General features: G+C 73.7%; 6 protein-coding genes. All 6 read right to left on the reverse strand.

What is annotated here, in order from left to right; translation table 11 throughout:
- Window positions 1-10 precede the first annotated feature (10 nt).
- From ACFV8T_RS28310 to ACFV8T_RS28335, 6 genes are read right to left on the reverse strand one after another with little or no spacing between them, the layout of a single operon-like run.
- The gene (locus tag ACFV8T_RS28310; RefSeq protein WP_385332766.1) at window positions 11-1,411 is read right to left on the reverse strand and encodes a DHA2 family efflux MFS transporter permease subunit; all 1,401 of its coding nucleotides are present in this window, start codon (window positions 1,409-1,411) and stop codon (window positions 11-13) included.
- Complete coding sequence (locus ACFV8T_RS28315) at window positions 1,408-11,385, reverse strand: amino acid adenylation domain-containing protein (protein ID WP_385332769.1); 9,978 nt, start codon at window positions 11,383-11,385, stop codon at window positions 1,408-1,410. The genes ACFV8T_RS28310 and ACFV8T_RS28315 overlap by 4 nt, the downstream gene beginning before the upstream one ends.
- 1 nt (window position 11,386) lies before the next feature.
- Entirely contained in the window at window positions 11,387-12,172 is a 786-nt protein-coding gene (locus ACFV8T_RS28320; protein ID WP_385332772.1) for an ABC transporter ATP-binding protein, read from the reverse strand.
- Window positions 12,169-13,128: a FecCD family ABC transporter permease gene (locus ACFV8T_RS28325; RefSeq protein ID WP_385332860.1), complete on the reverse strand. Its 960-nt coding sequence runs from the start codon at window positions 13,126-13,128 to the stop codon at window positions 12,169-12,171. Before ACFV8T_RS28325 ends, ACFV8T_RS28320 begins: the two co-directional genes overlap by 4 nt.
- A gap of 32 nt (window positions 13,129-13,160) precedes the next feature.
- Entirely contained in the window at window positions 13,161-14,183 is a 1,023-nt protein-coding gene (locus tag ACFV8T_RS28330; protein ID WP_385332774.1) for a FecCD family ABC transporter permease, read from the reverse strand.
- Window positions 14,180-15,178 (reverse strand): ABC transporter substrate-binding protein, encoded by a 999-nt coding sequence (locus ACFV8T_RS28335; protein ID WP_385332777.1) that lies wholly within the window; start codon window positions 15,176-15,178, stop codon window positions 14,180-14,182. The genes ACFV8T_RS28330 and ACFV8T_RS28335 overlap by 4 nt, the downstream gene beginning before the upstream one ends.
- Window positions 15,179-15,236: the final 58 nt, after the last annotated feature.

Consider the following 15,236-nt stretch of genomic DNA (forward strand, 5'->3'; position numbering starts at 1 on the left):
GACGGTCACGTCATGACTTCGCGACCTCGGTCCGGGGCAGCCTCGTGGCTCCGGCGGCGGCGATCAGACAGAAGCCGAGCACCCACCAGAAGGTGTCGCCGAACGCCCCGGAGATGTCCGGGCCGCGGGTGGACAGCCGGTTCTGCAGGACCACGGCGAGGGCAGCGGTGCCGACCGAACCGCCCACGGTGTTGAGCAGGTTGAGCGCTCCGGACGCGCGCGGGAGGTGTTCGGGTTCGATGCGGCTGTAGACGATGTTCATCACGGGCGCGCCGACCATGGCCATCCCGACGCCGCGGACCGCGAGGGCCAGGGCGATCACCGCGTCCGGTACCCCGTGGCCGAGCTGGGTGAACGGAACCGTACCCGCGAGGATCAGCACGATGCCGGTGACCACGAGGGTCCGCGGTGCGACTCCGTCGATGGTGCGGCTGACCAGTGCCGACCCGGCCGCCGCACCGAGCCCCTGGGGGGCCAGGAGGAGTCCGGCCCCCCACGCCGACATTCCGCGGCCGGTCTGGAAGTACAGCGGCAGCAGGAACATCGTGCCGAACACCGAGGCGCCCAGGACGAGCAGCGCGACGGCGGCGGCCCCGAAGGGCGGCCGGGCGAACAGCCGGGGATCGACCAGCGGTGTGCGGCGGGTCCGCAGCCCGTGCACGGTGAAGCCGGCCAGCATCGCCAGTCCCGCGGACACGCCGACCGCGGCCGGGAGGGTGCGGCCGTGGGCCACCTCGGTCAGTCCGTACACCAGCGCGGCCAGGCCGGGCGACAGCAGCAGGGCTCCTCGCAGATCGAATGCCGTCCGCCGGGTCGACGGCGGCACCGCGGGCACGTGGCGGCGGGCGAGCAGGACCGCGACCGCGCCGATCGGCAGGTTGACCAGGAACAGCCACGGCCATGGCGCGACCGCGAGGATGGAGCCGCCGGCCAGCGGGCCGAGCACCGGTGACAGCAGTGGGACCACCGCGACGACGCTGATCACCCGCCCGGTGCGGCCGGGGCCCGCGATTCGGGCCAGCAGCGCCTGCCCGGTCGCGGGCAGCAGCCCGCCGCCGAGGCCCTGGATCACCCGGAACACGATCAGGCCGGTCACCGACCGGGCGGACGCGCACAGCACCGAGCCGAGCAGGAACACGCCCACGGCGACGAGCCACGTCCGCCGGCCGCCGAACCGGTCGGCCAGCCAACCGGACGCGGGCACGGCGGCGACGACGGCCAGCAGGTAGGCCGTGGTGACCCACTGGATCTCGGCGACGGAGGCGCCGAACTCGTGGGTCAGGCTGTCGATGCCGACACTGACGATCGTGGCGTCCAGGGTGGCCATGAAGGTGCCGAGCACCAGAATGAACGCGGTCCTCAGCAACTGCTTGTCCACGCGTTCGGCCGGCGGCGCGGTGTTCCGGCTCATCGGCCCTCCAGGAGGTCGCGCACGTCGTTGTCGAGGTGCTTGTCCAGGGTGCGGAGCAGGTCGAGCAGTTCCCCGGCGAGCCCGTCGACGTCCGTGCCGGCCCGGTGGGCGAGCACGCCGGTCCACCCGTCGCCGTCCGGCATGACGGTCAGGGTCGCGGGGTGGTGCGTGGCCTCCCGGAAGCGGGTTCCGACGACCGTGAGCCCGGGGGCGGGTTCGCGGAGGCGGTCCGGGTCGACCGGGTAGTTCTCGAACACCACCAGGCTGTCGAACAGCCTGCGCCGCCCGGTCAGCCGCTCCAGGTCGGACAGGGCCACGTGATGGTGCTCGACCAGCGCCCGCTGCCGGGACTGCAGTTCGCCGAGGGTGTCGGCGAGCGTGCCGTCGAGCCGTGCCCGGACCGGCACGGTGTTGGCCAGCAGCCCGATGATCTCCTCGACGCCCTCCAGCTCCGGGGGCCGGCAGGAGACCATCGCGCCGAAGCAGACGTCGGCATGACCGGAACGCCGCGCGAGCAGCACCGCCCACGCGCCCTGCACCAGCGTGTTCCGGGTCAGACCGCGCCGGGCGGCGAGGCGCGTGAGGCCGGCCACCAGCGCCGCGTCGAACTCGATGACCTCGGGTTCCTGCCACGCGGGACCGGGTTCGCCGCCGCCCAGGTAGTCGCCCTCGGGCAGGCCGTCGAGCTCGGCCGCCCAGGCGCCGAGGTCGGGCTCGTGCTCGGCGCACCAGCTCAGGTAGTCGGCGAACGGCACGGGGACCGGCAGGTCCGGAGCCTTGCCGCGCACCCTCGCCGTGTAGAGGGCCAGCAGCTCGGTGAGGATGCGCGGGGCCGACCAGCCGTCGGAGAGCACGTGGTGGCTGGTCAGGACCAGGTCGGCGCGCTCGGGGCCGCGCCGGATCACGGTGAGGCGGAGGAGCGGGCCCCGGGCGAGATCGAACGGCTCGGCGAGGTCGGCCGCCAGCACCTCCTCGGCCGGTCCGTCGCAGACGCGGAAGTCCGGCCGGGGCGACGTGGGGATCACCGCCAGGGAGGCGGGGAACACGGCGCCCAGGTTCGGGTGACGGGCCACCAGGTCGTCGCCCGCGGCCCGCAGGGCGTCGGTGTCGAGCCGGCCGGCGAGGGAGAACGCCGACTGCACGGTGTACGGGTCGGGGCGCTCGGTACGCGAGTGCCGCAGCATCACCTCCTGCAACGGGGTGAGCGGCTGTACGTCGGCGACCGGGCGGTCCCGGTCGAGTGCCCCGATCTCCGGTGCGGCGGCGATCCGCAGGAGCGCGGTCCGCAGGTTCTCGGCCAGCTCCTCGACCTCGGCGGCGGTGAACAGCGCGGACGGCCAGGTGATCCGGACCCCGAGCGCGTCGTCGCGCACGAGGGCGTTGACCATCAGGCCGTACTGCAGGGGCATCGCGTCGGAGCCGCCCGAACCGAGCGGGTCGGCGTCCGGGGGCGCCTGCCACGGCGTCTCCCGGTCCGGGGCTCCGGGGTACTGGCCGAGGTAGTTCCAGGCGATCTCCGGTTCCACGGGGTCCAGGAGGCCCGCCGTGGTGAGAATGCCGTAGCCGAGGCCGTCGCCCCGGGCGCGCAGCCGCTCCCTGACCGCCCTTACGTCGTCGCCCGCGTCGAGCCGTACGGGATGGACGGCGGTGAACCAGCCGACGGTCTGGGACAGGTCGACCTCCCGCGGACGGCCGTGGCTCTCCAGCGCGACCAGCACCTCCGGCGTCCCGCGCCAGGCCCGTACGGCCTGAGCGAGCGCCGTCAGAAGCACGGCGTCCGGGGTGGTGCGGTAGACGGCCGGCAGGGTCGTGATCAGGGCGCGGGTCGACTCGGCGTCGAGCGCGATCTCGTGGTGCGTCGCGGTGGCCACGGTGTCCCGGGCGGGGTCGAGCGGGCGGGTGAGGGCCGGCGTGGCGCTCATCCGCTGCCAGTGCGGCAGTTCGGCCCGCCGGTCGGCCTCGCGCAGCGAACGCGCCCAGCCGAGGAACGACTGGCCGTGCCGGGTCAGCGATCCGCCGGAGTGCGCGTGTTCCAGGTCGTCCAGCAGGACGCGCCAGGACACACCGTCGACGACCAGGTGGTGAGCGACGAGGGCGAGTCGGCCCGGCCGGTCCGGTCCCGCGTCGACCCACAGCACGCGCAGCACAGGACCGGTGCGCGGGTCCATCGACTCCCGGGCGGCCGCGATCCCGGAGTCGACCGTGGCCCGCAGGCCGTCCGCCGTCCGTACGCAGGTCAGCACCTCGGCGCCGGTCACCGCGCCGACCGGCGGGATGTGCAGCATGTCGCCGGCCAGGTGGGCCCGCAGCACGTCGTGTCGGGCCAGCAGATCGTCGAGCACGGCCTGCCAGGTCGTCTCGTCGCCGCCGGGCGGGACGCAGATCTCCACCCACTGGCAGAATCCGTCGGCGGCCGCCCCGGAGCGGCGCAGCAGGTCCCGCATGACCGGGGTCAGCGGCGCGTCCCCGACCGCGGGGGCCGCACCGCCGTCGAGGGCGCGGGCCCGCGCCGCGATGCCTGCGACCGTCTCCCCCTCGAACACGTCCTTCGGGGTCAGGCCGAGTCCCTGGCGCCGGACCCGCGAGACCAGTTGCAGCGACACGATGCTGTCGCCGCCGATGTCGAAGAAGTTGTCGTCGGGGCCGATGTCGTCGGTGCCCAGGACGTCCCTGAACACGCCGAGCAGCACCGCCTCCGCCTCGGTGGCGGGTTCGCGCCGTGCGGCGGCCGTGGTCCCGGGGGCCGGCAGCGCGGCGGAGTCGAGCTTGCCGCTGGGGCTCAGCGGCAGCCGGTCGATCGGGACGAGCGCCGTCGGCACCATGTGGTCGGGCAGTTCCTCGGCCAGGTACGCACGTACCAGTGCCGTGTCCAGGTCGGCGTCGTCGGTCGGGATGACGTAGCCGACGAGCCTGCCCTCCCGCATGATCACGGCGCAGGCGCGCACGTCGGGGTGGCCGGTCAGAGCGGACTCGATCTCGCCCGGCTCGACGCGGAAGCCGCGGACCTTGACCTGGTGGTCGGCGCGGCCGAGGAACACCAGCTGTCCGTCCGGCCGCCATCGCACCAGGTCGCCCGTGCGGTACATCCGTTCGCCCGGCGGGCCGAACGGGTCGGCCACGAAGGCGGCGGCGGTCAGGGCGGGTCGGCCGAGGTAGCCGCGGGCCAGGCTCGGCCCGCCGAGGTACAGCTCGCCCGTCACGCCGACGCCGACCGGCTGGAGTCCGCCGTCGAGGACGTAGGCGCGGACATTGGGGTCGGGGCGGCCGATCGGCAGCGGCCCGGTGTCGTCCGGGTCGTAGTGCCAGGTAGTGGAGTTGATCGTGACCTCGGTCGGCCCATAGGCGTTGAACAGCGCCCGGCGGCCCCGGCCCCAGCGTCGCGCCAGCTCGGGGTCGAGGCGCTCGGCGCCGACGACGAAGAACACGTCGGGGTCGACGGTGCGGTCGTCGGGCATCGCGGCCAGGAACGAGGGAAGCAGGTTCACGCCGGTCACCCGGTGCTCGACGATGTAGTCGAGCAGTTCGTCGCCGGGGACGCGCACTTCCTCGGGCGCGATCACGGACGTGCCTCCGGAGAGCAGCGGCACCATGGTCTGCCAGAACGCGACGTCGAAGCCGGTCGACGCGAAGTGCAGGTACCGGTCGTGCTCGGTGACCCCGACGACCTCCTCCTGAAGCGCGATCAGGTCGGGCACACCCCGGTGGGTCACGCCTACGCCCTTGGGCCGCCCGGTGGTTCCGGAGGTGTAGATGACGTAGGCGAGCGCGTCCTCGGTGAGCCGGGCGCGTGCCTCGGCCGGGTCGGTGTCCGGTGCGGACGCGAGTGTGGCCGGGTCGTCCAGCCGCAGGATCGGGATGCCGCGGTCGACGGGCGGTTCGGCGCCGGTCGTCACGGCGGCGGCCGGGGCGATGTCGTCGAACATGTAGGCCAGCCGCTCGCGCGGGTAGCTCACGTCCATCGGTACGTACACGGCGCCCGCCTTGGCCACGCCGAACAGTGCCACGGTCATCTCGACGTCGCGGCCGAGCAGGACCGCGACCGGGTCCTGCGGTCGTACCCCGCGCTCGATCAGCGCGTGGGCGAGCCGGTTGGCCTGCCGGTCCAGGTCGGCGTAGCTGAGGCTGCGGTCACGGCAGACCAGGGCCTCGGCGTCGGGCTTGCGGCTCACCCAGGCGTCGAACTCCTCCAGCCAGTGGCCGCGGGCCCTGGTGGGGACGGCTTCGGTGCCGGTACGCAGCATCCGCGCCCGCTCGTCGGCATCCAGCGCGGGCAGCCGGATCGCGGGCCGTGACGGGTCGTCGACGATCTCTCGCAGGAGGTTGTGGAGCCAGCGGCCGTAGTCGCGCACGGTCGCCCCGGCGAAGGCGCGTGGCTGGTAGCCGAGGCCGATCGTGATCTCCTCGTCCGGGATCACGATGACGGTCAGCGCGTAGTGCGTGGCGTCGGTGATGTCCACCCCGGCCAGGTCGAGCCCGGGGGCGAGCGGAGTGCGCCTGCGGCTGGAGAGCGGGAAGTTCTCCATGACCAGCATCGTGTCGAACAGCTCGCCGATGCCCACCGCCCGCTGGATCTCGGGCAGGCCGACGTGATGGTGCTCGGCCAGTACGACGCTCTCGGCGTGCACCTGTGCCATGAGGTCCAGCGCGGTCCGGTCCTGGGTGTGCCTGACGCGTACCGGGACCGTGGTGCCGAGTTGGCCGATCATCGACTCGACGCCGTCCACCTCGGCGGGCCGCCCGGACACCGGGCAGCCGAACACGACGTCGCGACGCCCGGTGAGCCGGCCCAGCAGCAGCCCCCACGCCGTCTGGAACACGGTCGTCAGGGTGACGCCCCGCTCGCGGGCGAACGCGCGCAGCCGGTCACTGAACTCGCGGCCCAGCGCGACGGTCTCGCGGCCGGGGCGTTCGACGTCGGCCCCGGTGCTCGCGGGTGCCAGCCGCGTCGCGTCGTCGACGCCGGCCAGCGCGTCCCGCCACACGGCGAGCGACGCCTGCCGGTCCCGGCCCGCCAGCCACCGGAAGTACTCCGACAGCGGCGGGGCGGCTGGTGCGGCGGGGCCGCCGCTCAGCTCGGCGTAGATGGCGAGCAGGGTGCGGCCGACCAGCGGCATCGACCAGCCGTCGAGCAGGGCGTGATGGTTGGTGATCACCAGCTTGTGCTCGGCGGGCCCGACACGGGACAGCAGGAAGCGGATCAGCGGCGGCCGGGCCGGGTCGAAGGGGCGCTCCAGATCGGCGCGGGCCGCTTCGGGGAACCGGTCGTCCTCGCGCCAGTCCAGGGCGACGTCGGTGGGGATCACCTGCACCACGTCGTCCCCGGCCGTGCCGAGGTACACGCGCAGAGCGGGGTGGCGGCGCAGCAGTTCGCGTGCGGCCTCGGCCATCCGGTCCGGTTCCAGCTCGCCGGCCAGGGTCGTCACGGCCTGGACGACGTAGACGTCGGTGTCGTGGTCGTCGCGGACCAGGGTGTGGAAGGACAGCCCGACCTGCAGGGGTGTGGCGGGCAGTACGTCGGCGACACGGCCGGTGCGTTCGAGGGCGTCGATGGCGGCCTGGTCGAGGTCGACCAGCGGCAGGTCCGACGGGGTGAGCCCGCCCGGGGTGTGGAGCGCGTGCGCGGCCAACGCGTCCAGAGCCGCGGCCCAGGTCTGCTGGAGGGCCCCCACGGCGTCGGTGCCGAGCACCCCGGTCGCGGCGGTCCACTCGACGGCGAGCCGTGGCTCGTCCCCCTCGTGGACGAAGCAGTTGAGGGCCAGCACCTGTTCCAGGGCCTTGGCTTCGGGCTCGGTCACCGAGAAGGCGTCGTGCTCCGGCAGGTGCCATCCGGTTCCGGTCAACGGGGTGAACCTGCCCAGGTAGTTGAGCAGCACGTCCGGTGGCGGGGTGGCCGCGAGCTCGCTGCCGGCCTCCGGGTCGAGGTAGCGCAGGACGCCATGGCCGACACCGCCGTCGGGGACTCCGCGCCGGGCCTCCTTGGCGGCGCGGAGCGCCTGCCCCACGTCGTCGGAAGCGGGCACACGCACCGGGTACTCGCTGGTGAACCAGCCGATGGTGCGGGACAGGTCGAGGTGTTCGCGGCCGTGGCCCTCCATCGAAACGGTCAGCGCGTCGCCGCGCAGGCCCCAGCCCCGCAGGGCGAGCACGAGCGCGGCCAGCAGCACCTCGTCGACACCGGCGCGGTACGCCGCGGGCAGAGTGGTCAGCAGCGCCTCGGTGGCCTCGGCCGAGGCCACGGTGACCGAACGGTGCGCGGTCGACACCGTGTCCCGCGTCCGGTCCAGCGGCCGGGCGCCCAGCCGGGACGCGGAGCCGAGCGCGGTCCGCCAGTGATCGAGTTCGCCGCGCCGCGCGCCGGATTCCCCCTGGCCGGCGAGGAGCAGGGCGTGCCGCCGCCAGGACGCCCCGACCGGATCGAGGGTGCCGCCCGTGCAGGCCGTGTGCAGGTCGGGCAGCAGGATGCGCCAGGACACGCCGTCCATGGCGAGGTGGTGCACGACGACGACCAGCCGGTCCGGCGTGTCGCCGCCGGTACGGAGCAGGGCTGCCCGCAGCAGGTCGCCCGACCGCGGGTCGAGTTCTTCGGCCAGCCGCCGGGCCAGGGTGGTCACGTCCTCGCCGTGGACCTCGTCCACGACGGCCCGCACCATGCCGCGGGGCAGGATCTCCAGGCCGTCGCCTGCCCGCAGCCGCAGTGCGTCGTGGTGATCGAGCACGGCCTGCACGCCCGTGACCAGGTCGTCGTGGTCGAGTTCGTCGACCCGCAGGGCGGTCCACTGCGCGTATCCGGCGACGACGTCCACGTTCGGGTGCGGGTCGAGCAGACCGCGCGCGATCGGCGGAGCGGGCACGGGCCCGATCGGGTCGTCCACCGGGCCGGGAGCCTCCTCCAACAGGTCGGCGGAGGCTGCCAGAGCGGCGAAGCTGCGGCGTGCCAGCAGGTCCCGTGGCCGCAGTCCGAGGCCCGCCGCCCGCAGTCTGCTGCTGACGGTGATCGCGGTGATGCTGTCCCCGCCGAGGGCGTAGAAGTCGTCGTCCACGCCGACCCGTTCGGCATCGAGCGCCTCGGCAAGGACCGCGCACAGCAGCCGCTCCCGCTCGGTGCTCGGCTCCCGGCCCCCGCCGCCGGGCAGCGCGGGCGCGGGCAGGGCGGCGTGATCGAGCTTGCCGTTGGGTGTGACCGGCAGCCGGGGCAGCACCACCACCGTCGAGGGCACCATGTGCTCGGGCAGCCGCTCGGCCAGGTGGGCACGCGCCCCGTCCCCGGTGACCGAGGCGGACACGACGTAGCCGACCAGCCGGGACGACCGCACCGCGGCGGCCGCCGCGGTGACCCCGGGCACCGCGGCGAGCGCCGCCTCGACCTCGCCGGTCTCCACCCGGTGGCCGCGGATCTTGATCTGTCCGTCGCCCCGGCCCCGGTACTCCAGGCCCCGGCCGGGCACCCAGCGGGCCAGGTCGCCGGTGCGGTACATCCGCTCACCCGGCGCGCCGAACGGGTCGGCGACGAAGCGCTCGGCGGTCGCCCCGGGCCTGCCGAGGTAGCCGCGGGCCAGGTGCGGCCCGGCCAGGTGCAGCTCGCCCACCGTGCCGTGCGGCACCGGGTGAAGCGCGCTGTCCAGCACACGGATCCGGGTGCCCGCGAGCGGGTGGCCGATCGTCGGCTCGTCGCCGTCGATGCGCGCGGTGGTGCTGTCCACGGTCGCCTCGGTCGGCCCGTACATGTTGCGCGCGGTGGTCCCGGACCCGGCGACCCGCCGCCACAGCGCGGGCGGGGTGGCCTCTCCGCCGAGGACCAGCAGCGTCGGCCGCAGGTCCAGCAGGCCGGCGTCGACCAGTGGCGAGGCCATCGACGGGGTGGTGTCCACGATGTCGATGCCGTCGCGGGCGTACGCGGCGAGCAGGGCGTCGGCGTCGCGGGCGGTGTCGGTGTCGTAGACGTGCAGTTCGTGCCCGCACAGCAGCCACACCAGGTGGTCGAAGGCGGAGTCGAAGGCGAACGAGTAGGTGTGGGCGGCGCGCAGCCGTCCGCCCGCGGCCCGCTCGGCCTCGGCGACGACCGTCGACCGCTGGTGGTGCAGCAGCGCGGCCAGGCCGCCGACCCGGCCGAGCACGCCCTTGGGGCGTCCGGTCGACCCGGAGGTGTGGATGACGTAGGCGAGGTGCTCGGGGTGCCGGGGCGCGGAGAGCTCATGGGCCGTCAGGGGTGCGTCGGACAGCCCGGCGGCCTCGCCGAGCAGGGTGCTCCACGGCAGCCCGTCGACCGCGCCGGCGGTGAGTACCAGCGCGGGCCGGGTGTCGTCGATCAGCACGCGCAGCCGCTCGGGCGGATACGCGGCGTCCAGGGGCAGGAACGCGGCGCCGGCGTCCAGCACCGCCAGCAGGGCGACCACCGAGTCGGCCGAGCGCGGCAGCGCGAGCGCCACGACGTCGTCGGCCCCGATCCCGCGGGCCCGCAGTGCGCGGGCCAGCCGGTGCACCCGGCCCGCCAGGTCCGCCGCGGACAGCCGGTCGTCACCGCTCACCAGGGCCGTACGCCGGGGACCGGCGGCGACCATCGTGTCGAACGCGGTCGGCACGTCCACCGGCGTACCGGGCAGCGCGGGCGGGCACCAGTCGGCCGGCAGCCCGTCCGCGTCGCCGGTCAGCGCGATGCGCCCGACGGGCAGGCCGTCGGTCAGCCCGGACAGCAGTGTGCGCAGCCCCGAGAGCAGGCTGTCGACCGCGGCCTGGTCCTTGGACCGGGCGTCGACCTCGAAGCCGAGCAGCAGCCCGTCGTCACGGGTCGGCAGGACGCTCAGGCCCATGTCCTCCGGCGGACCGCCCGCGACGTTGCGCATCACCCCGCCGGCCCCGGCGAAGTCGATCGTCAGGTCGAACGCCTTGAGGTTGATGCCGCGCCCGTGGAGCAGCGCGCCCGCGCCGGGCACCGCGAGGTCCCGCGGCAGGTCCTCGCCCCGGTACCGCTGGTGTTCACGCATCTCCCGCATGGCGGAGGCGACCCGCCGGCTCAGCTCCCCGAGCCCGTCCCCGCCGCGCACGGTCACCCGCAGCGGCAGCACATTGACCGCCATGGAGGGGGTGCGCAGCTCGGTCGAGCCCGCCCGGCACATCAGCGGCAGCGCGAACACCACGTCGGTGCGGCCCAGCATGCGGTGCAGGAAGGCGGCGTAGCCGGCGATCAGCGCCTCGCCCCAGGTGACGCCCTCCCGGTCGGCGAACGCGCGGAGCCGGGCCGTCTCGTCGGGCGTGACGACGGCACGGGCGGTCAGGGTGTGGCCGGGCGAACCGGCGGCGGTGCCGGGATCGCCGAGGTCTCCGAGGTCGGGCAGCGGGGTGAACCGCTCGACCCAGTACGCGCGGTCCTCGGCGAACCGGTCGCCGTCCCGGTAGGCCCGGTCGGCGGCGACGAGGTCGGCGAAGCCGCCGAAGGTCGAGCGCGGCACCTCGGTCCCGCGGACCAGGGCGGTGTAGCGGGCGGCGGTGCGGCGGGCGAGCATCGCGGCGGTGTAGCCGTCGAAGACCAGGTGGTGGCCGAGCTGGGTGTACCAGACCTCGCGGTCGGACAGCTTGATGACGGTGCGTGCGTACAACGGCCGGTCCACCATTCCCCGGCATGCCTCGGCGGTCCGCTCCCGCTCGGCGTCGACGAACGCCTGGGCCGCGGCCACGGGATCGGCCGCGCCGCTGAGGTCGACCACCTCGGGCAGCCCGACCGGCTCCCCGCTCACCGCCTGGCGCGGCCCGTCCGGGGTGTCGTACACCCGTAGCCGGAGGGTCTCGGCCTCCTCGGTGGTCGCCCGGACCGCCTCGGCCAGCGCGTGCGTGTCGATCGGTTCGCCGCCGGATATCTCCACCACGTCGCCGACCACGTAGTACGGCGAGTCGGGTTCGAGGCGCTGCGCGTTCCAGATGCCCAACTGGGCGCCGGTCAGTGCGAGGAGGCCGTCCGAGGGCACGCTTGCGGGGCTCAACTTACTCTCCTTGAAGTGTGGGAACGACCATCGGTGTGCCGGTCACCGGGTCGGGGACGATGACGCTCGGCAGGTCGAACACGTCCTTGATCAGCGCGGCGTCCACGATGTCCCCGGGGTCGCCCTCGGCGACCACCCGGCCGTCCTTCATGGCGACCAGGTGGTCGGCGAACCGGCATGCCTGATTGATGTCGTGCAGGACCGCGACCACCGTGCGGCCCTCGTTGCGCAGCCTGGCCAGCAGGCCGAGCAGCTGGTACTGGTGAGTGATGTCGAGGAACGACGTCGGTTCGTCGAGCAGCAGGTAGGGCGTCTGCTGGGCGAGCACCATGGCCATCCACACCCGCTGCCGCTGTCCGCCGGACAGCTCCTGCACCGGCCGGTCGGCCAGGTCCTCGACGCCTGCGGCGGCCATCGCCGCGTCGACGGCCGTCCCGTCGTCTCTCGACCACAGCGCCAGCATCGACTGGTGCGGGAACCGCCCCCGGCCCACCAGCTGCCGGACCTTGATGTCGTCGGGTGCCAGCGGGTCCTGCGGCAGGAAGCCGAGTTTCTTGGCCAGTGCCTTGGTCGCGTAGCCGCCGACCTCGCGGCCGTCGAGTTCCACGTGCCCGGAGTCCGGGCGCAGCAGCCGGACCAGCGCGCTCAACAGGGTCGACTTGCCACAGCCGTTGGGACCCACGACGGCGGTGAAAGCACCGTCGGGGACGTCGAGGCTCAGACGTGTGGCCACGATCCGGTCTCCGTAGCGCAGGGTGATCTCCCGCGCCCTCAGGCGTGCGGTCACGCGCGCCTCACCTCCTTGGTCAGCAGCCAGATCAGATAGCAACCGCCGATCGCGGTACTCACCACGCCGACGGGCAGCGCGACGGGCGCCAGCAGCATCTGGGCGATCAGGTCGGCGCCCTGGAGCAGCACCGCTCCGGTCAGCGCGGCCGGGAGCAGTGGTACTCCGGCCGCGCCCGCGAGCCTGCGGCCGATCTGCGGGGCGGCCAGGGCGATGAAGGCGATCGGGCCGGCCACGGCGGTCACGGTGGCCGTACAACCGACGCCGACCAGCACCATCAGCAGCCGCAGCCGGTCGAGCCCGACCCCGGTGGTCACCGAGATCGCGTCGCCGAGCGAGGCCTGGTGCATGGCGTGCGCCCGGGTGGTCATCAGGATCAGCAGCACGGCGATCACCGAGAACGGAATCCCCAGGTCGGCCCAGCCCACGCCGTTGAGCGAGCCCGCGCTCCAGCCGACGGCGGTGATCGCCACCTCCAGCTCGGCGCGCAGCACGATCCACGAGTTGATCGCGGTCACCATCGCGTTGAACGCGATTCCGATGACCACCAACCGCATCCCGGAGAAGCCCCGTTCGAAGGACAGCAGGTAGATCGCTGCCGCGACGACCAGCCCGCCGAGCACCGAACCGACGGCGAGTTGGGCGGACGTGCCCGACAGCACGGTGATGGCGATCAGGGCGCCGGTGTAGGCGCCCGCGTCGAGGCCGATGACGTCCGGGCTGCCCATCGGGTTGCGGGTGAGGTTCTGGAAGATCGCCCCCGCCACGCCGAGCGCGGCGCCGAAGACCAGCCCGGCCAGTACCCGCGGCAACCGCCAGTCCCGGATCACCACGGAGTGCTCCGCCCCGGTCAGTACGGCGAACACCCTGCCGGGGGAGGACCATGACGTGCCGTAGCACAGCCCGAGCAGGGCCAGGCCCAGCATCAGGGTCACCAGCACCGCCACGAGCAGCATCGTGCGGCGTTCGACTCTCCATCCGAGTGCGGTCACAGCGATCCCGCCCCGTAGCGGCGAACGGCCCAGATCAGCGTGGGGCCGCCGAGGAACGCGGTCACGATGGCCACCGGCACCTCGCCGGTGGGCAGCAGTACCCGCGACCCGATGTCGGCGACCAGCAGCAGGATCGGTCCCAGCACCATCGTGTAGAGGATCAGCCATGGCACCGAGCCCGCCGCCGGCTTGCGTACCAGGTGCGGCACGATCAGCCCGACGAACAGGATCGGCCCGGCCACCGCCGTCGCCGCCCCGCTGAGCACGGTGATCAGCACCAGGGCGGCGGCCCGTACCCGGCCCACGCCCGCACCCAGTGTCTGCGCCACGCTCTCGCCCAGCGTCAGGGCGTTGAGCGCCCGGCTCAGCAGCAGCGCGCCGAGCAAGGACACGGCGATCGCGGTCAACGGCAGCGCCAGCGGTGCCTGTTCGCGGGCCGCGAGCGACCCGACCGACCAGAACCGGTAGGCGTCGAAGACGTCCGGGAGCATCAGCCGCATCCCCAGCGCGACGCCGCCCAGCACCGCGGTCAGGGCCACGCCGGTGAGCACCAGACGCAGCGGTGAGCGCTGCCCGACCGCGGCGACCAGCAGCGCCGCGAGTACGGATCCGCCGATCGCGAAGCCGAGTTCGCCCGCCTGCCCGGCGGCCGGCCCGAGCGCCGAGCCGACGGTGACGGCGAACCCGGCGCCCGCGGTGACCCCGAGGATGCCGGGCTCGGCCAGCGGGTTGCGGGCCAGCGTCTGGATCAGTGCGCCGGCCACCGCGAGCGCGGCGCCCACCGCGATGGCCAGCAGCGCGCGCGGCGCCCGGATGTCGCGCACGATCACCCGGTCGTCGGTGCCCTGGTGGTCGAACCATGCCCGTACGACCTCGGCGGGCGGAACGTGGCGGGCCCCGACGCCCATGCTGAGCACGGCGATCACTGCCAGCAGCAGCAGTCCGCCGACGAGCAGGCAGATCTGTGGCCCGGCCCGCCCGGTTCCCGCCGTCCGGTAGGCGCGGCCCGCAACGGTCACCGGTTCAGCAGCGGAGCGAGCGACTTGTCGATCGCGTCCAGGGTCTGAACGGCCTCGCCGTAGGTCGCGGCCTCGGTGTAGCGGAACGGGAAGGCCTTCCCTGCCTTGACGGCGGGCAGGTTCTTCCAGAGCTTCGAGTCCAGGACGTACTGGACGGACTTGGGGATGCTGCCGTCGGCGTTGACCGAGTAGGTCATGACGTCGGCCTCACCGAACGCGGCCGGGAGCTCCTCGACGGACGGGTACTCGCTGACCGCGCGCGAGCCGGGGCCGGGCTCCTTGACCTTGCCGTAGTACGTCGCGCCGAGGTCCTCGGCGATGTTGGTGCCCCACGAACCGTTGAACTCGCGCTGGAAGGTGCCCTTGGCGACCTCACCGTACGCGCCGACATGACCCAGCTTGAGCCGGGGCAGTACGTCCTTGTACTTCTTGGACAGCTCTGCGGCCCTGGCCTCGTACGTGTTCTTCGCGGCGTCGAACTGCTTGAGTGCGCCCGCGGCGTCGGCCTGCTTGTGGGACAGCTCGCGCCATGCGGAGGGCACGGTCGGGCCGATCGCCACGACCGGGGCGATGGACTCCAGCCGCTTGATGTCGATGTCGCCGAGCACCGGGGCGGGTACACCGATGACGATCAGGTCGGGATCGGCCTCGGCGACGGCCTCGTAGTTGGTCTCGGCGGCCTGCTCGCCCGCCACCTTGGTGAGCTTCTTGTACGTGGCCAGGTCTTCCTCGGTCATCATCGGCTCGCCGCGCTTCCACGACGAGATTCCGACCAGTGGCGCGTCGGCCTCGATCATGACGGGCACGGCATAGCCGGTGGCCACCACCCGCTTCGGGTCGGCGGGGATGGTGATCTTGCCGTTGTCCGCGGCGAACACCCGGGTCTTCCCCTGGTCCGAGGCGTCCGACCCGCCCTCCGACGACGACCCGCACCCGACCAGGACGAGGGCCAGTGACACGGCGCCGACCAGGCCGGACGATCTGCGTATGGACATGTAGTGCTCCTTGCTGGTTGCGTGGGACTTGTCTTGCTCGATGGCCTTTGGGCGCAAC

Origin of the sequence: Streptomyces sp. NPDC059832, assembly GCF_042731715.1 — a bacterium.
Taxonomy (GTDB): domain Bacteria; phylum Actinomycetota; class Actinomycetes; order Streptomycetales; family Streptomycetaceae; genus Streptomyces.

Bases quoted from the DNA above. Each gene is read 5' to 3' on its own strand.
- ACFV8T_RS28310 (WP_385332766.1), bottom strand. From the start codon at position 1,411: ATGAGCCGGAACACCGCGCCGCCGGCCGAACGCGTGGACAAGCAGTTG.
- ACFV8T_RS28325 (WP_385332860.1), bottom strand. From the start codon at position 13,128: ATGCTGCTCGTGGCGGTGCTGGTGACCCTGATGCTGGGCCTGGCCCTG.
- ACFV8T_RS28335 (WP_385332777.1), bottom strand. From the start codon at position 15,178: ATGTCCATACGCAGATCGTCCGGCCTGGTCGGCGCCGTGTCACTGGCC.